Below are 22323 nucleotides of genomic sequence, written 5' to 3' on the forward strand. Positions count from 1 at the left end.
CACGCTTTAGGTTAGAAAAAAAAAGACAAGGACTGCTCTTGCAATAAGAACAGCACTTGTCTTTGATTAAATCATGAATGAGTTTACCTTTTAACGTTTTCCTTTGATATATGGCGTACCGGATGCTTTTGGAGCATCTGCACGTCCAATAAATCCTGTTAAAGCCAGAATCGTTAATACATATGGCAAAATTAACATATATACATTCGGAATGTCACTAAAGAATGGCAGCATTGAGCTTACAATACTTAAACATTGCGCAAATCCAAAGAATAACGCTGCGCCCATTGCACCAATTGGATGCCATTTACCGAATATCATAGCTGCAAGCGCCATAAAACCTTGTCCGGATATTGTCGCATGAGTAAAGTCTAAAGCAATAGTCGAAGCATAAATAGCTCCACCCAACGCTCCCAGAATTCCACTTAAAATAACACCAATATAACGCATTTTATTAACGTTTATCCCCATTGTGTCAGCGGCCATTGGATGTTCACCAACTGAACGAAGGCGTAAACCAAACGGTGTTTTATAAATGGCATACCAGCAAATCACAGCAATCACAATCGCCAGAATCGAGGTTAAATATACATCTGAGAATAAAATTTTACCCAATACAGGTATATCACTTAAACCAGGTATATCAAAACTGTAAAATGGTTCAGCAATTTTATCAGTTTGTCCTTTTCCGTAAACTAATTTCACAAGGAACATACAAGCTCCAAGCGCCAACATATTAATAGCTACCCCACTGACTGTTTGGTCAGCCCTGAATGTTATAGATGCAACTGCATGCAATAGGGAGAAAATCCCACCAACTACCATAGCTACAACTAATGAAATCCAAGGAGTCCATTCATGAAATGTATCTGCAAATGTCAAGTTGAATACAATGCTTGTAAAAGCACCAACTACCATTAAACCTTCTAATCCAATATTTACTACACCAGAACGCTCAGAAAATACACCACCGAGGGCTGTCAGAATAAGTGGAGAGGCGTAAACAAGTGTAGAAGGAACAAGTATCGCTAGTATCTCTAAAAAACTCACTTATTCCACCCCCTTTTTCTTGCTAAACTTTCTCAGCATGAGACGAATAACATAACTGGATGCAACAAAGAATATGATTAAAGCTATAACTACATCAATGATTTCAGTTGGTATTCCAGTTTCCATTGGCATATTTAATGAACCATATTTCAATCCACCGAATAATAAAGCTGCAAGCACAACTCCAATCGCTGTATTAGCACCTAGTAATGCAACTGCGATTCCGTCAAAACCTACTCCTGTATGCGCCCCTTTTACACCAATATACTCGAATGTTCCAAGTCCTTCCATAGCACCAGCAAGTCCTGCAAAAGCACCAGAGATCAGCATGGCATAAACTATATTGCGATCTACACTGATACCTGCATATTTAGATGCATGCTGGTTAAAACCGACAGCTTTTAATTCGTAGCCTCTTGTTGTTTTCTCTAATAAAAACCACATTATGATTGCTCCAAGAATAGCTATCGCAAATCCCCAGTGTAATCTAGAGTTAATCGTCATTTCAGCTAAAAAGTCAGAACGTAAAGATGCTGATGGAGCAATCTTTTCAGTTTTGTCCATGTTATCTGTTAAAACGTAAGTGATAATATAGTTAACTACATGAAGAGAAATGTAGTTCATCATAATGGTTGTTATAACTTCATGCACTCTAAATTTAGCTTTTAAGAGACCTGGAATGAATGCCCATAAAGCACCAGCTAAAGCAGCAACAATGACCGCAAGCGGCAAATGGATGATTTTAGGAAGGTCAGTAAATAACGTTCCAATCCAAACAGCACCTAACCATCCCATTAAAAACTGGCCCTCAACACCAATATTAAAAAGTCCAGTCCTAAATGCAAAGGCAACGGCTAAACCTGCAAGTATATAAGGGCTCACTTGACGGATTGTCTCACCTATTGCATAGGAATCATAGAATATACCATCCCATAAAGCTCCATAACCAGCTATCGGATCATAACCGCTGACCCACATTACGATAGCACCTGCGATTAAACCGAGCAAGACAGCTATAACAGGGATTAATAAGTTCGATAATCTTTTATACATTAGCTTTTCCCCGCTTCCTTAACCTTACTTCCTGCCATTAATAATCCGAGTTCCTGTTCAGTCGTTTTCTTAGGATCAACAATAGCCACAATGGAACCTTCATATATAACAGCAATTCGGTCACTAACATTTAAAATTTCATCCAGCTCAAAGGAAACAAGCAATACTGCTTTCCCCTGATCTCGTTGCTCAATTAAACGTTTGTGAATGAACTCAATAGCTCCTACATCAAGGCCACGTGTTGGCTGAGCAGCAATTAACAAATCAGGATTTCGATCTATTTCACGAGCAATGATCGCCTTTTGCTGGTTTCCTCCAGACAAAGCTCTTGCCGGAGTATACTCACTTGGAGTACGAACATCAAACTCTTTAATTAAAGTACGAGCTTTATTAAAGATATTTTTATAATTTAAGATTCCCCATTTTGAAAGTGGTTTTTGATAATATGTTTGGAGAACCATATTCTCGCCAATTGAATAGTCTAGTACAAGACCATATTTATGTCGATCCTGAGGAATATGCCCAATTCCTGTTTCTGTAATTTTCCTTGGACTCTTCTTCTGGATTTCAGTCCCATTTATAGAAATGGTACCGGATTCTGGTTTTCTCAGGCCAGTGATTGCTTCAATCAGCTCAGATTGTCCATTTCCATCGACACCTGCAATCCCCACAATTTCTCCTGCACGAACGGATAGGTTAAGGCTTCGAATTGCTTCAACACCACGGGAGTCTTTAACTACAAGATCTTGTATATTCAATACCTCTCCACTTGGATTTGCATCCTGCTTCACAGTTGTAAAAACCACTTCTCGCCCTACCATCAGACTCGCTAATTCATTAGGATTCGTTTCACTGACATTTACAGTACCAATTCCTTTTCCTTTACGAATAACCGTACAACGGTCACAGACTTCCATAATCTCTTTAAGTTTGTGAGTAATCAGTATGATGGATTTACCTTCAGTGATCAAATTTTGCATGATCTGTATTAACTCTTTGATTTCCTGTGGTGTCAATACGGCTGTAGGTTCATCAAAAATAAGAATGTCAGCTCCACGATATAGAGTTTTAAGGATTTCAACCCTTTGCTGCATACCTACAGAGATATCAGAAATCTTGGCATCCGGATCAATTTTCAATCCATATCTTTCTGATAACTGCCTAACTTCCTGGGCAGCCTCTTTTAAATCAATTTTTCCACCTTTGGTGGGCTCCTTACCAAGAATAATGTTTTCTGTTACTGTGAACGTATCAACAAGCATGAAATGCTGATGCACCATTCCTATGCCCAAGTCATTTGCAATATTTGGGCTTGTAATTTTTACTTCCTTACCATTTACACGGATTTCCCCTTGTTCTGGCTGGTAAAGACCGAACAAGACATTCATTAACGTGGATTTTCCTGCACCATTTTCTCCCAACAACGCATGAATCTCACCTTTTTTTAATTGCAAGGTGATATCATCATTTGCGACGATGCCCGGGAACTCTTTACGGATGTGCAACATCTCAATAACATAGTCCACAGTTTTTTCACTCCTTTTTCCAGAGAAGATTCATAAGTAAGATGACAAAAGAAAAGTTGCCAATCTAGTTTTAGCAACCTTTCCTTTACCATATTGCTTAAAGGTCTGATGTCAGACTGACATCAGCCAAGGTAATCGCAAGGGATAAGGATCACATCCTCATCCCTTACTAGGAAGTGCTTATTTTAAGAATGTATCTAAATCTTCACGAGTAGATGGTACTTTAATTTCTCCACTCTTAATCTTTTCTTTATATTCTGCAACTTTAGTTTTAATTTCATCTGACAAGTTTTCTTGTGAAGGTGCGATATCAACTGCATCATTTTCTAAACCAAATTCAACATTTTCTCCGCCAGGGAATTTGCCTTCCTTAGCAAGATTGGATACTTCCACAACTGCCAAATCAACACGTTTAATCATAGATGTTAATGTGATATTTTTGTCTGTACCAGGTACATCACCTAATGCTGCTTGGTCAGAGTCAACCCCAATAACCCAGATTTCTTTGCTTGGATCATTTTTAGTGATGTTAACTGCTTCTGTAAATACGCCTTTACCTGTTCCGCCGGCTGCATGGTAGATAATATCAATACCGGATTTATACATTGCTTGTGCTGTAGCTTTACCAATATCAGCTTTATTAAAATCACCTGCATATTTTACCTGAACATCTGCCTCAGGTTTAACTGATTTAACACCTGCTATAAATCCGCTCTCAAATTTTTTAATAAGTTCACTTTCAACTCCACCAATAAATCCAATTTTATTGGATTTAGTTTGCATCGCGGCTACTACACCTACCAGGAAGGATCCTTCATGCTCTTTGAATGTGATACTTGCCACGTTATCAACATCTACAACAGAATCAATTAATGCGAATTGGCTCTTAGGATTTTGCTCGGCAACTTCTGTAATGGAGTCAGACAATAAGAAACCTACCCCATAAATAAGGTCAAATTTTTGTCGTACCAGCTGATTTAAGTTAGTAGTGTAATCAGCATCAGATTTGGACTGGAGGTAATCATAACCGTTTTTACCTTTTTCAAGATTGTTATCTTTACCAAACTGTTGTATACCTACCCAAGCGGATTGGTTAAAGGATTTGTCATCAACCCCGCCTGTATCTGTTACCATGGCAACTGTGAAATTGTCCTTACCTTCTGTTTCACTGCTGTTACCTTTCTCTTCTTTGTTTCCACAAGCACCTAAAATTGTGCCCGCAGCCAGAACTAGTGACAATGCCATTCCAAATTTGCGTTTTTTCAAGGTCTTAACCCCCTATATTTTTTTGGCAGTAGTTCTCTTATTTTGCGCATAAATTATGTTCTTTTACGCAAAATATGAAAGCGAAATGTATCCGCTTTAAAGAAGTTGGCCGAGTATAGATATGGTTTGTCCTTACTATCATAGTGAGTTTGTTTTAGTAAAAGCAGAGCAGTGTCCAATTTGCAATTTAAAATAGGTGAAATCTTTTCGTGATAGCCATGTGGTTCGATATCAGCCACAGCGTATGTAATTTGTATACCGGCAGTTCTTTCTAAGACATGAAGTAATGATTCCTCTTGATAAAGAGATGGTTCCGGTAACACACGAACAGGTATCTTGTCCAAGCAATAAACGACAGGTTCCCCATTAGCAGTTCTGACTCGCTCGATTACTAAAAACTGATCCTCAATTTGACAGTCGAACCTTCGCATATCTTCTTCTGTTGCACCCTCTATGAATGAGTTTAAAAAAATTGTTCCTGGTTTCATGTTCGCTTCGCAAATCATATCTGTCACACTCTTTAATTGTTCAATTCCCGAAGAGAATAAAGGAGTGGAATTCACAAAAGTACCTACCCCATGCCTGCGTATAATCACATTATCCTCTTCCAAAATTCTGAGTGCTTCTCTTAATGTCGCTCTACTCACACCGAGTATTTTGGCCCATTCAGACTCAGATGGCAATTTTTCATGCTCCTTATAGATACCGGTTCTTATGTCCTGTCTAATCTTGTCGATTACTTGCAGATATAATTGTCGGTTGTCGTGTCTGATAGACATACTCTTTTCCCCCAGGAAATTTCCCACTCTCATTCTATTGATGTTATCTACTAACCACTCATAATTTATCATGTATTTCCAAAGAAAGAAATAGCTATTCACAAAAATATCATATTTTGGAAGCGTTACCTTATCCGTTTTTTTCCACGGAAATGTCGAAAAAACCCTGGTATATCTGACTTTTTTTCACGTAAGTCTTTTTTCCTACAAAAAAAGTTTATATATTATAAATATTCTGTTAAAACATAAACTGAAAAAAATTCAATAAATATCTATTTTCCATCTAATCGCTAGGCTACCCTTTTGTACCATGTGACTGACTTTTAATATTTTTCTAAAATACCTTTCATATTCTTCTAGCCTAATTACGAAAGACTGGCATCATGGTCCATCCTCAAAACTATTTTCCCTTTGCTAAGTCCTAATAGGTCCTTTAGAGATTAAAGGGATAAGGACCGAGGCCCTTATCCCTTTATCTTATTTTAAAAATGCATCAAGTTCTTTTTGAGTAGATGGTACTTTTATATCACCATTCTTAATTTTACCTTTATATTCATCAACTTTTTTAAGTATATCGTCAGATAAGTTATCTTTAGTCGGTGCAATATCAACACCGTTATTTTCAAGACCAAACTCTACGTTCTTTCCTCCTGGGAAGGATCCTTCCATCGCTTGTTTTGAAACTTCTTGTACAGCTAAGTCAACACGCTTAACCATGGAGGTGAGCGTTACGTTCATGTCTGTACCGCTGATTTCACCTTCATCAGCTTGGTCTTTATCTACACCAATTACCCATATATCTTTTTCAGGATTGCTTTTCTTAATGTTTTTTGCCTCAGTGAAGACTCCTTTACCACCATTTCCTGCTGCGTGATAAATGACATCAATACCTGATTTATACATAGCTGATGCTGTTGCTTTACCAAGAGATGCATCACTGAAACTTCCTGTATATTTCACTTGTACTTCAGCATTAGGATTTACTGTTTTAACACCAGCAATAAAGCCCTTTTCAAATTTTTGAATTAGCGGGTTCTCTATTCCACCTACAAAGCCAACTTTATTGGATTTTGTTTGCATACCGGCAATAACACCTACAATAAATGAACCTTCATGCTCCTTGAATGTGATACTTGCAACGTTATCAGCTTCAACCACTGAGTCGATAATTGCAAATTTCCCATCCGGATTTTGATCAGCCGCTTCTTTAATTGCATCCTCCATTGTGAATCCGACACCATATATTAAATTATACTTTTGGCGTACAAGTTGGTTTAAGTTTGTGGTGTAATCAGCATCTGATTCAGATTGCAGGTAGGTATAGCCGTTTTTACCTTCTTTTAATCCATTCTCTTTACCAAAAGCTTGAATACCTTCCCATGCAGATTGATTGAAGGATTTGTCATCAATACCACCTGTGTCACTAACCATTGCGACAGTGAAATTATTTTTCTCATTGGCCGTGCCGCCTTCATTGCTCTCCTCTTTGCTTCCGCAAGCACCAAGAATGGTACTAGCAGCTAGCACAAGAGACAAAGCCAGTCCAAATTTACTCTTTTTCAACATAACAACCTCCAAAATAATTAGTCGGTGCTCCATATAGTATGAGCTTTTCCCTATCCTTTTACACATAACATCGTTTTAGATGAATCTGTTAAATGATTATAGAAAATCCATACTTAAATGGTGCATTGTGTACTTGGGTACAATTTTTCGCTTTTGTATTATACAAATATGTACAATAAATAAGTGCATGTACTTCTTATCCGGAAAAATTATTTCCTGATAATTATATATATATATGTTTGCTAATTCGATTTTAATTTAACATGAATTTAAGTAAAAATAAATAAATTATCCTAATATAAAATTATTGATAACTTTTTGAAAAAATACTCACTTATAAAATTTCTTTACAGTTCAAAATTCAGTTATTTAACATACTAAAAAACCCAAAAGTTAGTTTTTTAATCTAACTTTCGGGTTTGGTATCTATACTGCTCTTTTTATGAATTACTAGCTTGATCGAAGTCCTTGGGAACAAGTACAGTTCTTGGTTTGCTTCCTTCATACGGACCAACGACACCGCGAGCTTCCATCTCATCGATCAAACGTGCAGCCCTTGTATACCCAATCCTGAATCGTCTTTGGAGCATCGAAACAGAGGCGGTTTGCATATCAGCAATTAATTTGACGGCTTCATCATATAAGTCATCTGTTGATTCACTTACTGTTTCCTGAACTTCATCCGGAATCATATTCTCTTGATATTGGGCTCTTTGCTGAGAAATCACGAAGTCTACTACATCTTCCACTTCCTGATCTGATAAAAAGGCACCTTGTACCCGTACTGGCTTTGACGCACCTACAGGCAGGAATAACATATCCCCGCGACCGAGAAGTTTTTCTGCCCCTCCCATATCTAATATGGTTCTTGAATCAATTTGGGAGGAAACACTAAAGGCAATCCTTGATGGTATGTTAGCTTTTATAACTCCTGTTATAACATCTACAGATGGCCGCTGGGTTGCAATAATCAAATGTATGCCTGCAGCCCTTGCCATTTGTGCAAGCCTTGTTATCGCATCCTCCACCTCGCTGGACGCAACCATCATAAGGTCTGCCAACTCATCCACAATGACAATAATATATGGCAATAAAGGATTTTTTTCGCCTTCTTCTAAATTTTGTCTCGTCACTAAGTCATTGTACCCCTCAATATTTCGAGTTCCTGAGTGGGAAAACAGCTCATAACGTCTTTCCATTTCCATAACAACTTTCTTTAATGCCTGAGCTGCTTTTTTAGGATCCGTTACAACTGGAGCTAATAGATGAGGAATTCCATTATAAACATTTAACTCCACCATTTTTGGATCAATCATCATCATTTTAACTTCATGAGGTTTTGCTCTCATGAGTACACTAGTAATGATTCCGTTAATACAGACACTTTTCCCGCTTCCAGTTGCTCCGGCTACGAGTAAGTGAGGCATTTTATTCAGTTCAGCAGAAACTGCTTCACCTGATATGTCTCTACCCAAAGCAATTAATAGTTTAGAACCGCTTTTTTCAGAAGGCTGTACCTCGAGAACCTCTCTTAATGAAACGACTGCCACATCTGAATTAGGCACTTCTATCCCAATAGCTGATTTACCTGGGATTGGTGCTTCAATACGTATATCCTTAGCAGCGAGCGCCAATGCCAGATCGTCTGATAATGACACAATCTTACTAACCTTTACACCTACATCAGGATGTACTTCATATTTCGTAACTGCAGGTCCTAAATGAACTTGAGTGACCCTAGCTTTCACTCCAAAGCTTTTAAAAGTACTCTCTAATTTCTCAGCATTTGTATGTATTAATTCATATTCTCCACTTTGATCTGCTTTTTTTGGTGACTTCAATAGCGATAATTTTGGCAGTTTATAGTCCACATTTTCAACTTCTGTAAAATTCATATGTGGCACAGGTTCAGCAGGGGCTTCTGTGCTATCATTTGGTTTACTTATCTGATCATCATTTTTCTTATCATCAATTTCCTCATCCAAATAGGCACGATCAGCAAAATTCGAAATAATTCTTTCTTCAAGTGTATCTTCTTTTTCTGGATTACTTCCCTCATCTTCTAGTACTGAGGAAGCTTGTACCGTTTCACTTTTACTTTTAGCTTTCTGGTTTTTGTTTTTATTCTTTGAGGTCTTAGGCTCTCGCAGTTCTGCCATAAACGACTTCCACTGGCTGACGATAAATCTTCCAATCGCACCAAGTACTTTGCCAATTGAATCACTTAAACCTTTACCGGTTATAAGAATTAAACCTGCAACAATCAATAAAAATGAAATAAATTTACTGCCGGCATCTGCAAATAAAAAATGGAAGACAGCATAAAGAATTGCACCTATCATCCCACCGCCAAGATCAATGGTACTCGCTGTTCCCTGTAATTCCATCCAAAAGATTTCCCAGGTATTTAAAATGACACTTGGCTGGGTAAATCCATTATTAGAGGACAAATTCTCAAATAAAATAATATGTGAAGAGAGTAAGATTGCTAAAATAATGAAGTATATACCGACCAGCTGGCGTTTAAAAAAGAATGGAATCTCTCTTTTCCACATTAGGAACACACCAAAGGCCATTAAGCCAAGTAGAAGTAAAATGTACCACTCACCCATAAAAAACCTAGAAAGAAACACGAATGAAGTACCTACTGCCCCAAGCTTTGCCATCGCAATCGCAGAAAACCCAAAAATAGAAAGTCCCGATATTTCATATTTTAAAGTTGACTTTATTTGGTCACCTTTTTTGGAGCGAGATTTCCTTTTTTTCTTACTCATTCGACCACCCGTATTTCATATAGAATTAAAAACGAAAGAAAGCAGCCAACTTGGCTGCCTTTACCCCGTTCACCTTTTATTATAGCATAAATAATACACACTGACTGCTATTACAGGTTGTTAATTACCGCTCCTGGCGCAAGTGTCTCTGATAAGAAATCATTCGGATCTGTACTGATAATCCGGTTAACCTTTACTGATCCATTAGGTAATCTTTCACCAATAAACGGAATACCATCCTTCTTAAACATTTCATGGCTGGCTTGATATAATTCTTCATACATCAAAGTATCTAAAGGCATAATTGTATAAAAAGTCATACTTAATCTCCTTTCGAAGGATCACTCTTTTCTCTTATCATCTCGTTAAGCTTAGAAATCGCTGCACCGATTCCGCCAACCTCATCAATTAAACCTGTATTCACAGCATCTTCACCCACTACATTTGTTCCAATATCTCTCGCAAGGTTACCTCTCGCAAACATCAAATCCTTAAATGTGTCTTCATTAATTTCTGAGTGCTTGACCACAAAATTCACAACCCGATCCTGCATTTTATCAAGATATTCAAATGATTGGGGTACTCCGATTACAAGTCCTGTAAGACGAATAGGGTGAATTGTCATAGTAGCTGTTTCTGCTATGAAAGAATAGTCACAACTAGTTGCAATAGGGACGCCGATACTATGACCTCCCCCCAAAACGATAGATACAGTCGGCTTTGATAGAGAAGCAATCATTTCTGACATAGCAAGCCCTGCTTCCACATCACCCCCAACGGTATTTAAGATAACCAATAACCCTTTAATATCAGGATTTTGTTCTATTGCCACCAGCTGTGGAATAACATGTTCATATTTTGTTGTTTTATTCTGTGGAGGTAATTGTACATGACCCTCTATTTGCCCTATAATCGTTAAACAATGGATGGTTGAATCTTTTGGCAACTGCGGCACATTGGTTTGTCCCAAAGCTTGTATCTTATCTACAAGTGCACTGGGAGCTCCCTTATTATCATCCACTGGCTTTTCCTCATGAGGTACCTCTAACTTTTTATCCACTCTTAATCCCCCTCTACAAAAACGCTCTCCCCTTTAGTATGTACAGCGGAATCATTTCCATTCAATTTGAGGGGCACTTAGTACATACAAAAAAAAGAATCCTTATTTAGGATTCTTGAGGAGAAACAATCGTTTAACACCTTAGGAGACTCAACCATGCATCAGCTGATTATAACTTTTTACTGCCCGGTACTTCTGTACAAACTTTTCAGCTGAAGTGTGTTAGTTCCGCATTATAAAGGTTTCTTTACACCTTTTACGTTTACCTTGAAAACACACTGCATATTCAATTATTGGTTACTCATACCCGATTTTCCATTTCAATCAATCCTGATTATGTGGAACTAAACAACCATTCCACTCTTATCCAATTGTGACCATCACCTTGCCTTTTTTGGTTTTTTCATTTGGTAAGAATCCTATTATTATTAACTCCACCCTTTTGAAAAATATCCGGTGAAAGGCTTTTGGTTAAACATATCTGGACTTTTTTATACTGAAACTTCTTACTATCCAGTATAAATCTGTCTTTCAATCCTTCCCCATTTGAGTTAATTTCCTAAGAATTCACCATTAGAATTAAACCACATTATCACATTTGTTTAAGATTCACATAATCCTTTTAGAAATAGTTTCGATCATATATCGTTCACTCTTATTACTTAAGCTTCCTTTTACGGAACGAACACTATATGATTGAGTCACCTGAAGTGTTAAACTTTATTGTTTCCTCCTTTCTTATTTATATAATACCCATTTCTAAGAGAATAAACCGTTTTCATTTAAATTTTTTTTATTTTTTTTGATTGGTGAAATTACTTCCATATCATCAGTCTTAAATGTGAGCAGAAACAAAACAGAGCGGCTTTTCTATAACAAGCCGCCTGTAACCTTAAAACTAAACTAGATGCTTTTCGTAATGAACCCTATCTTTCTCATTACTTGTATCTTGTTCACTAGCTGTATACCCATTTCTCTCCCAAAATAATTTGATTCTGTTGTTATCACTTCTCACATTCAGTGTAGTTTTTTTAAATCCACGCTTGATAAATAGATCCTCCAATTCATAGTAGGCTGTAGTACCATAACCAAATCCCTGGTAATCTGCATGAATGATCATCAGATTAATCGTAACGAGCTGCTCCTCTTTATGCTCCATAAAAGCAGTTAGTCCAATATACGTATCCTCGGCTTTAATCAAATAATCACCTTGGTTTGGAGTCAATAATTTTAACACTTCCTCCCTATTTTTCGATATACCGTACTCATTATCAAAATAGGAAGAATTAGAATCCATCATTTCTTTTGCTATATATAAATTCTCTTCTGTTACGCGTTCAAATGTAATCACTATGTATCACTCTCCCATTCTTCTTTAATTCATAAACTAGCCTATCTTTTTCACCAGGAACTTACCCGAATAAGAAAAATGGCTATCCGCTGGATAGCCATTTACGTCCTTTATTACACTTCCATAATAATTGGTAAAATCATTGGGCGTCGTTTTGTTTTATCGAACAGATAATGATTTAGACTATCTCGGACTTCCTGTTTCATTCCGGCCCAGTCAAAATGATCTTTAGAAGTATTTTTGATTACAATCTCACGCACAATATTTGTTGATTGTTCCATTAATGATTCTGATTCTCGAACATACACAAATCCACGTGAAATGATTTCAGGACCTGCTACTATACTCTTATCCGCACGGCTTAAAGTCACAACTACAATTAGAATTCCGTCCTGAGATAGCAAACGGCGGTCACGCAAGACAATATTTCCTACATCCCCAACGCCACTTCCATCAATCAAAACATTCCCAGCAGTCACTTTTCCAGCGCTTTCAATCGCGTCATTTGTTATTTCAATAACCTCACCATTTTCTGGTATATGGATTTGATTTTGGTTAAAGCCAATTGATTTTGCAATGCGCATATGAGCAATTAGCATTTTATAGTCACCTTGGATGGGAATAAAATACTTCGGTTTCATGAGGTTAAGCATCATTTTTAGCTCTTCCTGGCTGCCATGGCCCGATACATGGATTTGATTTTTACCAGCTACTACCTTTGCACCTGCTCTAAATAATAAATCGATAGTCCTGGACATAAGCAATTCTCCGCCATGGACAGCATTAGCCGCCAATAATACAGTATCACCTTGCTTAATATTAACTTGTTTATGACCATGCTTAGCCATTTTTTGCAGTGCTTCAAATGGCTCTCCCTGCAATCCAGTCGCAAGGATAATTATTTCACGATCTTCATATTGGTCGATCTCAGTTATCGGAATCAACACATCCTCATGGACATCCAAATAATTAAATTCCAAGGCAATTTCCAATACTTTTTCCATGGATTTACCGACAACCGCTACTTTTTTATGATTATCAAACGCAGCATTGAACACTTGCTGAAGACCGTTAAGATTAGATGCATAGCATGCTACAATAATTCTGCCTTTTGCATTGTAAAATTCATCAGACATATTTCTTGCAACAAGGGATTCAGAAGGTGTAAATCCAATCCGTTCTGCTCCTGAGCTATCTGATAATAGACAGAGAACTCCTGACTCACCGATTGCTGCCATTTTGCCAATTTCCGCTTTGTAAAGTCCCTGGGCAGCCTGATCAAATTTAAAATCACCCGTATAAACAATTGCACCATCTTTTGTTTCAATACAGATTCCAACAGAATCAGGAATGCTGTGATTCGTTTTAAAAAATGTGATTCTTGCAGAAGAAAAACGCAGGGATGTATTTGAATCTATTACTTCAAAGTCAACATTTAAATTTTCGTTAATTTCTGCGATTTTGGATTTTGTTAATTCTATGCTCAATCTTGTACCATAAACCGGTGCATCCAATTCCTCAATAATATAAGGGAGTGCACCAATATGATCCTCATGACCATGGGATAGAAAAATCCCCTGAATTCTTTCTTTATTTTCGATAAGGTAAGAGATATCTGGAATTACTACATCTATTCCAAGCATTTCGGTTTCCGGAAACATTAACCCGGCATCCAGCACAAATATATCTTCGTCTACTTCGACGAGATACATATTTTTTCCAATCTCTCCTGCTCCGCCTAATGCAATTACTTTGATCTTCTGTCTAATTTGTTTAACCAATTTATTGTTCCTCCTGTTATCAACTACTCGTCCATTTTCCAGTTGAATCCATTATAACCGATAGTGTATCGGCATGCCACTGACATCATCTTTTTAGATTTATCTATGAATTCCGACTATCGTTCTTTTTTTGAAAATATGCTTTTCTTTAGGTTCATAATATATATACACTGCTGTTTGTTTGCTATAGGCATAACAAAAAAGCAGACATCTTCAATGCTAACTAAACATGTATAAAAAAGAATATGTACAAAATTGTACTAAATAGATAGATAAGCCAATCGCATTGGATTGGCTTATCCTCAGGCAGACTCTAAAAACAGACAAACTAAGCATTATTTTAATGTATTTAATAGATTTATCAATGTGTTCCGTTCAACTTCATTCATTGGTACAAGAGGCAAACGAACAGACCCAACGCTCATACCCTTGATTTGCAAGGCTGTCTTTAAAGGAGCTGGGCTTGGTGTCAAAAATAACCCCTCAATGACTGGCAGTAATTTCTGGTGCATTTGGGCTGCCTCAGCCATTTCACCAGCGTAGAAATGTTCAATCATTTTTTGGATGTCACGTCCGATTATATGGGAGGCCACCGAGACCACACCTGCTCCTCCAATTGAAAGTACAGGTAAAGTTAAACCATCATCTCCACTGTATAAATCGAAATCATCCGGTGTGTTGGCAATAATTTTTGTCATTGCATTTAAATTACCGCTGGCCTCTTTTACAGCAACAATATTCGGAATCTCTGACAGGCGAATAACGGTTTCCGGATGAATATTCGTCACCGTTCTGCCTGGCACATTATAAATCATGCACGGCAGAGTAGTAGCATCCGCCACAGATTTGAAATGTTGATATAGCCCCTCTTGGTTTGGTTTATTATAATAAGGCGCTACAAGCATAATCGCATCTACACCGGCCGCTTCCGCCTTCTTTGTTAAATGGATGGACGCATACGTATTATTTGAGCCAGTTCCTGCTATCACAGGGATGCGTTTGTTTACAATTTTCACGACATATTCAAATAATGCCACTTTTTCTTCTGTTGACAAGGTTGGGGATTCACCAGTAGTTCCTGAAACCACCAGTGAATCTGTGCCTGTTTCAATTAAGTAATCTATGAGTTTTGCAGTCTTACCAAAATCAATATTTCCTTTATTATCAAAAGGTGTAACCATCGCGGTGGACACGCGTCCAAAAAGACCCATATTTCCACTTCCAATCTTATATTTTATTATTCAGCAAGTTCTTCCCATTCAAACAGATCATCGTCCATTAAATGGAGATTAAAGGCATTATGAAGAGCATTTACAGCTTCTACTAAATCTTCTTCTTTAACTAATACCCATATCGTTGTGTGGCTATCTGCGGATTGCAGAATCTGTATGCCTCGTTCTGATAATGGAGTAACAATTTTCGCTGTTACTCCCGGCACTCCCGTTATCCCGGCTCCAACGACAGACACTTTGGCACAGTTTGATTGGATACCAGGCTCATATCCTAATTCACGTAATACCGAAATTGCCTTATTAGCATCGTTGTTGGAGACAGTATACACAGCACCATTTGGATAAATATTAATAAAATCAACGCTTATGCCTGAATTCGCCATCGCTGTAAAGACTTCCGCCTGCAGATCATACTGATCTTCCTTAGCCTTTACTTTTATCTGAGTGATATTGCTTACATGGGCAATACCAGTAACAAGACGTTCCTGTATATCACTGCCTCGACGGTGTTTCGGATGACCTGTAACCAGCGTACCCTCACCTTCAGCATAGGTTGAACGGATTCGCATCGGCACCTTTGCCTGCATCGCAATTTCAACAGCACGTGGATGAATGACCTTAGCCCCCTGGTAGGCCATGTTACATACCTCTGTATAGGTTACTACTGACAGCGGTCTGGCTTGTTCCGCAATACGGGGATCAGCTGTCATAATTCCCTCTACATCCGTAAAAATGTCAACATACTCTGCCTTCAGTGCAGCTCCAAGGGCTGCAGCAGATGTATCACTGCCGCCGCGCCCTATCGTTGTAATATCGCCATTTTCAGCAATACCCTGAAAACCGGTCACAACGATAACGTCTGATTTTCCTAGCTCATCAATCAGTCTATCGGTCTTCATTTCCATTATTTTTGCATTTGTATAGTCATTATTTGTTCTGAAACCGGCCTGTCCGCCAGTTAAGGCAGTCGCTCGAATTCCTTTTTCTAAGAGCATATTGGTAAATACAACCGCTGAGATTATCTCTCCGCAAGATAATAGCAAGTCCTGCTCACGTTCCCCCAAGTACATTCCTTTTTCATTAACAAGTGAAAGTAAGGAATCCGTTGCATATGGATCACCTTTTCTTCCCATTGCAGATACAACAACCACTATTTTGTACCCTTTGTCTATACCTCTTTTTATATGTTGAAACGCATACTCTCTGCTCTCTGCATCTTTTACAGAGGTACCGCCAAACTTTTGAATGATGATCTTCACTTTTTACACCCCAAAATGAGCCTTCCTACTTTAGAGAAAATAAGAAGGCCAAGATATCCTATCATTTCAATAATTACACTAGCCCTAATCGAATAAGGCTCTCTGCAATTTGAACAGAATTCCAGGCGGCCCCTTTTAATAGGTTATCGGAAACAACCCACATATGGAACCCGGCATCTTCGTCCAAATCTTTCCTTACTCTCCCAACAAAAACTTCATTCTTCCCAACACAATCTGCCGGCATTGGATAGACTTGATTGGCGGGATCATCCTGAAGGACAATTCCAGGAGCATTTAGTAATATTTCTTTTACTTGCTCAGCACTGACACCGTTATTTTCAATTTCTATATACACGGATTCTGAATGACCAACTGCGATTGGAAGGCGAACGCATGTTGCTGCTACCTGCAGTGACGGCAAATGCATAATTTTCTTCGTTTCATTTACCATTTTCATTTCTTCAAATGTATACCCATTCTCACCGAAAACATCAATCTGAGGAATAGCATTAAAAGCTATCTGATAATGTTTTTCCGCACCTTTAACAGGTAATATAGATGGATTAACAGTCTTACCGGCTAAAATATCGCTTGCTTGCGTATTTAATTCCTCAACAGCTGCTGCACCCGCTCCAGAAACAGCCTGATAAGTGGAAACAATAATTTTTTTAAGTCCATAGGCTTTCCTGATTGGTTCAAGTGCTGCTACCATTTGGATTGTCGAACAATTAGGGTTAGCTATTATTCCCTGATGCTTACGAAGATCATCCTCATTCACCTCAGGAACTACAAGCGGAACATTTTCGTCCATACGGAAGGCACTTGTATTATCCACAACGATAGCACCCCTTTTAACAGCCTCAGGAGCTAATGCTTTAGATATACTTCCGCCAGCACTAAACAGGGCAATGTCTACCCCTTCAAAGCTCTCTGGCTTTGCTTCCTGTACTGTTATGGTCTCTCCATTAAATTCGATTTGTTTACCTGCTGAACGAGAAGAGGATAACAGACTTATCTTCCCAATAGGGAAATTCCTTTTTTGAAGAGTGTCAATCATTTGCTGTCCAACTGCACCAGTAGCCCCGACTACAGCTACGTGTAATTTTTTTTCATTCATGTTTGTTACCCCTTCCTATAAAATTAGGTATTTATTTTCATGTAAACTACTAGAAATAATAAGATATGCTGTCATAGCTATTTATATATTTTTTATAAAAGGAGCAACCTTCTTTTCAGAACAATGAATATATTCTTCTATAAAATATATCATAAGATATCTTTTTTTTAAATCATGCACTTTAATCTCTGTATTTTTCGATGATAATAGGCTGGATTTGTTTTGCCTCAAGAGCATATTCCACCGTTTCCACGAGACTTTCCATTCGGGCAACCATAGAATTTGGTTTTTTTTCAGGATCATCCTGGCCAAATGGAATGAAGTATATGTCCTTAGTGCTTAAGAGTCTCATTAAATTCACACCATTTAAACCTAGGGCATCATTTGTCGATATACCGAGAACAACTGGGCGATGATTCCGAAGTGTAGCTTTTGCAGCCATTAAAACGGGTGAATCATTTTGTGCATTTGCAAATTTACTCATCGAAACACCTGTCATGGGTGCAATCACCATACAATCCAACGGATATTTGGGACCTAAAGGCTCCGCATCGACGATGGTATCAATCGCTTTTCTGTTTGTCAGTTTTTCTATTCTTGCTATCCAATCCTCTCCCTTGCCAAATCTTGTGTCGGTATTTTTAACAGTATAACTGACAACAGGGACAACCTCGGCTCCTGCATGTACCAGCTTTTCAATTTGTGGATATACTTCATCATACGTACAGTGCGATCCTGTCAATCCAAACCCTATTCTCATCCCCTTAACATCCATCATGGTGTCTCCCTTCCATTTCCTAAATCATCCAACAATAACTGTCCCAGCACATTTGCAATAATCTGACCGGCTGTCTTTGGGGCCACTATACCGGGTAACCCTGGTGCTAATATGGCTTTAACTCCACGTTTTTCTGCATATCTAAAATCTGTTCCGCCCGGTTTCGAAGCCAAATCAATAATCAACGTTCGGGACGGCATCCTTGAAATAATTCCTGCGGTAATGATTTTGTGAGGAATCGTATTAATGCAAATATCCACATTTTCAACCACAGATTCCAACGCAGATAAATGGAAGGGAGTTAACCCCATTTCCTCTATTCTGGCTATATGTTCTGATTTACGGGCACCAACTTGAACTTTGGCCCCCAGTCCATGGAAAGCACGTGCCACACTCATTCCCACTCTTCCTAATCCAAGAACAATCACATTTGATCCGTGTATCGTAAAATCTGTATGCTGAATGGCCATCATAATGGTACCTTCTACTGTGGGAATAGAATTATAAATAGCTACATCATCTCGTTCAAATAATTGAACTAGTTTACGGTTTGCCTGTTTCGTTATATTTATTAAATAATCATTGCTTATACCGGAATAGATTGTACAATGTTCCGGTGTCTCCTTTAAAAAAGCTTCTGTCAGGATGACTTGCATATTTGAAAAAATGGTATCCAGCTTACCTTCCATATTTGTGCCAGCAACAGGCAAAATAATCGCATCCAGCTCTTTTACCGGCAAATCTTCCAGTTTTTCCTTTACTGCTCCCGTGTATGCATGTGCTAACTGTTCAAAACCTGTTAAATATACCTTTGCGTCCAACTCGGTTAATTTTCGAATCACTTCAAGCTGCCTGGCATCTCCACCAAGAACGGCAATATTCATTCCTGTGAGCATGGAAGATTTTCACCTTCTTTATTTTTTAAAGATCAATTCATACAACCCATAGTATGAAATACAGGAACCAGACGTGATAAAAACGAGGTAAACAAAAAAAAAACGCCCTTCGGCGTTTTTTAAGTTTCCTTTATTGAATTTCAGTCAGGAATATCAATGATGACCATATCCGTACCAATCTTTTTTATTTGACTCCATGGCACACGGACCTCATCATCATTCTTTCTAAAACCAAACCATTTTCCAGATGGGATTAAAAGGGCGGTTATTTGTCCGGTTAACTCATCGATCTCAAGGTCTGTTTGACCAAGGACGCCCAATCGTTCTGCTTTTTTTACATCCACAATTTCTTTGCCACTTAATTCGCTCAGCTTCATTTTAGGACACTCCTATCACATTCTGCTTAATCTCACTATATGAATGAGTGACATCCTTTTAGAAGAAAAAGTTGTTCCAAACACGCAAAAAAACAAGCCAGCGCAAAATCCAATGGATGTTCACGCCAGCTTGCCAGAGATTTATTTTTTAATCTAAGTTCCACTCATCTTGCGGACCCAATAAAGCTGCTGCATAGGAGTCTGTAAAAATATCTTCTATACACTGATTTACGCTGTTAAGCGAAACAGCATCGATTAATTCAACTATGTCATCAAGAGTTCGATGTCTACCCAATAATAGCTCATTTTTACCGTTACGGCTCATTCGGCTGTTTGTGCTTTCTAAGCTTAGCATCAAACTTCCTTTCAGCTGCTCTTTACAGTTATCAAGCTCTTTGGCAGTAATGCCGTCATTACGCAATTCAGTAAGAGTTTCCTGTATTGTATCATAAAGCTGATGAACTTGGTTTGCCCCTGTTCCACCATAAATAACCACCATACCATTATCCTGATAGGAGGTATGATAGGAATAGACACTGTAAGCAAGCCCTTTTTCTTCTCGCACATTTTGGAATAAACGGCTGCTCATAGATCCTCCAAGTACATTGTTCAGAGTGATTAAGCTATAAATATTTTCATTGCCTATATCATAACCGTTGTACCCAAGACATAAATGGGCTTGTTCGGTATCTTTTTTTCTGACAATCTTATTGGTATGGAAAGTTGGTTTTTCCAATTCAGGACGTGCTGTACCGCCTTCATAGCTTCCAAATAAACCTTCAACCTGCTTGATAAAACTCTCATCCACATTCCCTGCAATCGAGATTACCACTTTATCAGGTGTATAGTGATTATAGACATATTGTTTCAATGTCTCTGAATTAATGGTATCAAGAATTTTATCTGTACCTAAAATAGGGTAACCAAGCGGGTGTTTTTCGTAAACAGCCTGGCTTAAAATATCATGAACAATATCATCAGGTGTGTCTTCATACATCTTAATCTCTTCGCAAACTACATTTTTTTCTTTTTTCAATTCCTCTTCAGCAAATGTAGAATTAAAGAACATATCACCAAGAACATCCAGCGCATAAGGTGCATGATCGTCCAATACTTTGGCATAGTAGCACGTATATTCTTTTGAGGTGAAAGCATTTACCTGACCGCCAATCCGATCAAATGATTCGGCTATTTCTTTGGCAGATCTTGTTGTTGTTCCTTTAAAAAACATATGCTCCAAGAAATGCGAAATTCCATTATTTAAGGAATCTTCATTTCGGGAACCGGTTTTAATCCAAATACCAATCGCCACTGAACGAACAGTAGGGATTGTTTCCAATACGATACGGACCCCATTTTGACAAGTATATTTTTTTATCAACAAATGTTCCTCCTATTCATGATGCCCCTCTTTATTACCATACCCAATATGTATACATTTTTATAGCATAGAGAAACTTTCCCGCCAAAATAAAGGCAGGAAAGTCTTCAGGGACTTATACGTTCTTCTTTGAATGCCTCACTGACAGGTACAATTTTATATTCCTTCTCAATGTTCTTGATTAATATATCCATTGATTTTGATGTTGATTCTGTTGGGTGCATAAGAATAAGCGCACCTTTATGTATGTGGTCAAGGACCCTTTTTGTTAAGACTTCCGGTGTGGGTTTTTTCCAATCTACTGTATCAACTGTCCATAATATGGTTTCCATTCCAAGACTTGCTGCAACCTTAACTGTACGATCATTAAAACTTCCGCTCGGAGGTCCAAATAGCTTAGGAGTATATCCTGTTACCTCCTGGATGACCCGGTTTGTTTCGCTGATTTCTTTCTCGGCAGCCGCAGCTGATAATTGTTGCATATTTGGATGAGTATATGAATGATTCCCTAATTCATGACCGGCTGCTGCTATCCGCTTGGCTAGATCCGGATTATTCTTTACCCAGCGTCCTTCCAATACAAATGTAGCATGAATCTTATGTCTCTTTAAAGTGTCCAGCATTCCTTCAATATACTCATTACCCCAGGCTACATTAATAATAAAGGATACAACGGGTTTATTTGGATTCGCACGGTATATTGGCGATGGTGACAAGTCTTGTAAATGAACATTAGGGCTGTTTTCTTTGAAAATGAGTTGAGCTTCCTGAAATTTCCCCTTAGTTTTCATCTTTTTATAAGATTTCTCAATGTTGACCTGAATGCCATTGTATCCGGGTGTTTTCTTCCACACCTTATCTATAACAGCGTCTACAGGCTCTTGATTATATGTTTTAGCTGCTTGTTCAATTTGTTGGTACAGTTCATCATTTGTATTTGTAACATAAGCGACAGTTCCATTTGGAATACCTTTTACATATTGGTCCATAAATGAGCTTTGCACCAACACCCATGATATAACGCAAATGGTACAAAATGCAAGAAATTGCAACATTTTTTTATCCATCTCTTCTCCT

19 protein-coding genes are annotated in these 22323 nt (G+C 38.1%); all 19 read right to left on the reverse strand.

The annotated features are described in order from the left end of the window. Positions 1-90: 90 nt before the first annotated feature. A complete protein-coding gene (locus A8L44_RS01115) occupies positions 91-1050 on the reverse strand; it encodes an ABC transporter permease (protein ID WP_066100288.1) in 960 nt (319 codons plus the stop codon). Further along, positions 1051-2103 carry an ABC transporter permease gene (locus A8L44_RS01120; RefSeq protein ID WP_066100291.1) on the reverse strand — a complete coding sequence of 351 codons (1053 nt, stop codon included), beginning with the start codon at positions 2101-2103 and terminating at the stop codon, positions 1051-1053. After that, complete coding sequence (locus A8L44_RS01125; RefSeq protein ID WP_066100293.1) at positions 2103-3629, reverse strand: ABC transporter ATP-binding protein; 1527 nt, start codon at positions 3627-3629, stop codon at positions 2103-2105. Before A8L44_RS01125 ends, A8L44_RS01120 begins: the two co-directional genes overlap by 1 nt. A gap of 180 nt (positions 3630-3809) precedes the next feature. Beyond that, a complete protein-coding gene (locus A8L44_RS01130; RefSeq protein ID WP_066100296.1) occupies positions 3810-4895 on the reverse strand; it encodes a BMP family lipoprotein in 1086 nt (361 codons plus the stop codon). A 53-nt stretch (positions 4896-4948) separates the two neighbouring features. After that, positions 4949-5674: a GntR family transcriptional regulator gene (locus A8L44_RS01135; protein ID WP_066100299.1), complete on the reverse strand. Its 726-nt coding sequence runs from the start codon at positions 5672-5674 to the stop codon at positions 4949-4951. A 477-nt stretch (positions 5675-6151) separates the two neighbouring features. Continuing rightward, on the reverse strand, positions 6152-7237 hold the full coding sequence (locus A8L44_RS01140; RefSeq protein ID WP_066102259.1) for a BMP family lipoprotein: 1086 nt from the start codon (positions 7235-7237) through the stop codon (positions 6152-6154). A 443-nt stretch (positions 7238-7680) separates the two neighbouring features. Beyond that, complete coding sequence (locus A8L44_RS01145) at positions 7681-10014, reverse strand: DNA translocase FtsK (RefSeq protein ID WP_066100303.1); 2334 nt, start codon at positions 10012-10014, stop codon at positions 7681-7683. A gap of 110 nt (positions 10015-10124) precedes the next feature. Beyond that, positions 10125-10334: a YlzJ-like family protein gene (locus tag A8L44_RS01150; RefSeq protein WP_066100306.1), complete on the reverse strand. Its 210-nt coding sequence runs from the start codon at positions 10332-10334 to the stop codon at positions 10125-10127. Between the two features lie 2 nt (positions 10335-10336). Beyond that, positions 10337-11035 carry a ClpP family protease gene (locus A8L44_RS01155; RefSeq protein WP_441294132.1) on the reverse strand — a complete coding sequence of 233 codons (699 nt, stop codon included), beginning with the start codon at positions 11033-11035 and terminating at the stop codon, positions 10337-10339. 937 nt (positions 11036-11972) lie between these two features. Next, positions 11973-12425 carry a GNAT family N-acetyltransferase gene (locus A8L44_RS01160; RefSeq protein WP_066100312.1) on the reverse strand — a complete coding sequence of 151 codons (453 nt, stop codon included), beginning with the start codon at positions 12423-12425 and terminating at the stop codon, positions 11973-11975. A 113-nt stretch (positions 12426-12538) separates the two neighbouring features. After that, positions 12539-14206 (reverse strand): ribonuclease J, encoded by a 1668-nt coding sequence (locus A8L44_RS01165; protein ID WP_066100314.1) that lies wholly within the window; start codon positions 14204-14206, stop codon positions 12539-12541. A 335-nt stretch (positions 14207-14541) separates the two neighbouring features. Further along, positions 14542-15417, reverse strand: coding sequence for a 4-hydroxy-tetrahydrodipicolinate synthase (dapA, locus tag A8L44_RS01170; RefSeq protein WP_066100317.1), 876 nt, complete (start codon positions 15415-15417; stop codon positions 14542-14544). 26 nt (positions 15418-15443) lie between these two features. Continuing rightward, positions 15444-16697 carry an aspartate kinase gene (dapG, locus tag A8L44_RS01175; protein ID WP_066100319.1) on the reverse strand — a complete coding sequence of 418 codons (1254 nt, stop codon included), beginning with the start codon at positions 16695-16697 and terminating at the stop codon, positions 15444-15446. 73 nt (positions 16698-16770) lie between these two features. After that, on the reverse strand, positions 16771-17814 hold the full coding sequence (gene asd / locus A8L44_RS01180; protein ID WP_066100321.1) for an aspartate-semialdehyde dehydrogenase: 1044 nt from the start codon (positions 17812-17814) through the stop codon (positions 16771-16773). A 181-nt stretch (positions 17815-17995) separates the two neighbouring features. Further along, the gene (locus tag A8L44_RS01185; RefSeq protein ID WP_066100324.1) at positions 17996-18589 is read right to left on the reverse strand and encodes a dipicolinate synthase subunit B; all 594 of its coding nucleotides are present in this window, start codon (positions 18587-18589) and stop codon (positions 17996-17998) included. Continuing rightward, on the reverse strand, positions 18589-19488 hold the full coding sequence (dpaA, locus tag A8L44_RS01190; protein ID WP_066100326.1) for a dipicolinic acid synthetase subunit A: 900 nt from the start codon (positions 19486-19488) through the stop codon (positions 18589-18591). The genes A8L44_RS01185 and dpaA overlap by 1 nt, the downstream gene beginning before the upstream one ends. Positions 19489-19628: 140 nt before the next feature. Next, positions 19629-19865 (reverse strand): YlmC/YmxH family sporulation protein, encoded by a 237-nt coding sequence (locus A8L44_RS01195; protein WP_066100329.1) that lies wholly within the window; start codon positions 19863-19865, stop codon positions 19629-19631. 148 nt (positions 19866-20013) lie between these two features. After that, a complete protein-coding gene (locus A8L44_RS01200) occupies positions 20014-21246 on the reverse strand; it encodes a M16 family metallopeptidase (RefSeq protein WP_066100332.1) in 1233 nt (410 codons plus the stop codon). A 107-nt stretch (positions 21247-21353) separates the two neighbouring features. Then, on the reverse strand, positions 21354-22313 hold the full coding sequence (locus A8L44_RS01205) for a polysaccharide deacetylase family protein (protein ID WP_139063784.1): 960 nt from the start codon (positions 22311-22313) through the stop codon (positions 21354-21356). Between the last annotated feature and the right edge of the window lie 10 nt (positions 22314-22323).

This window comes from Bacillus sp. FJAT-27986 (genome assembly GCF_001685035.1).
Taxonomy (GTDB): Bacteria; Bacillota; Bacilli; order Bacillales; family Pradoshiaceae; genus Pradoshia.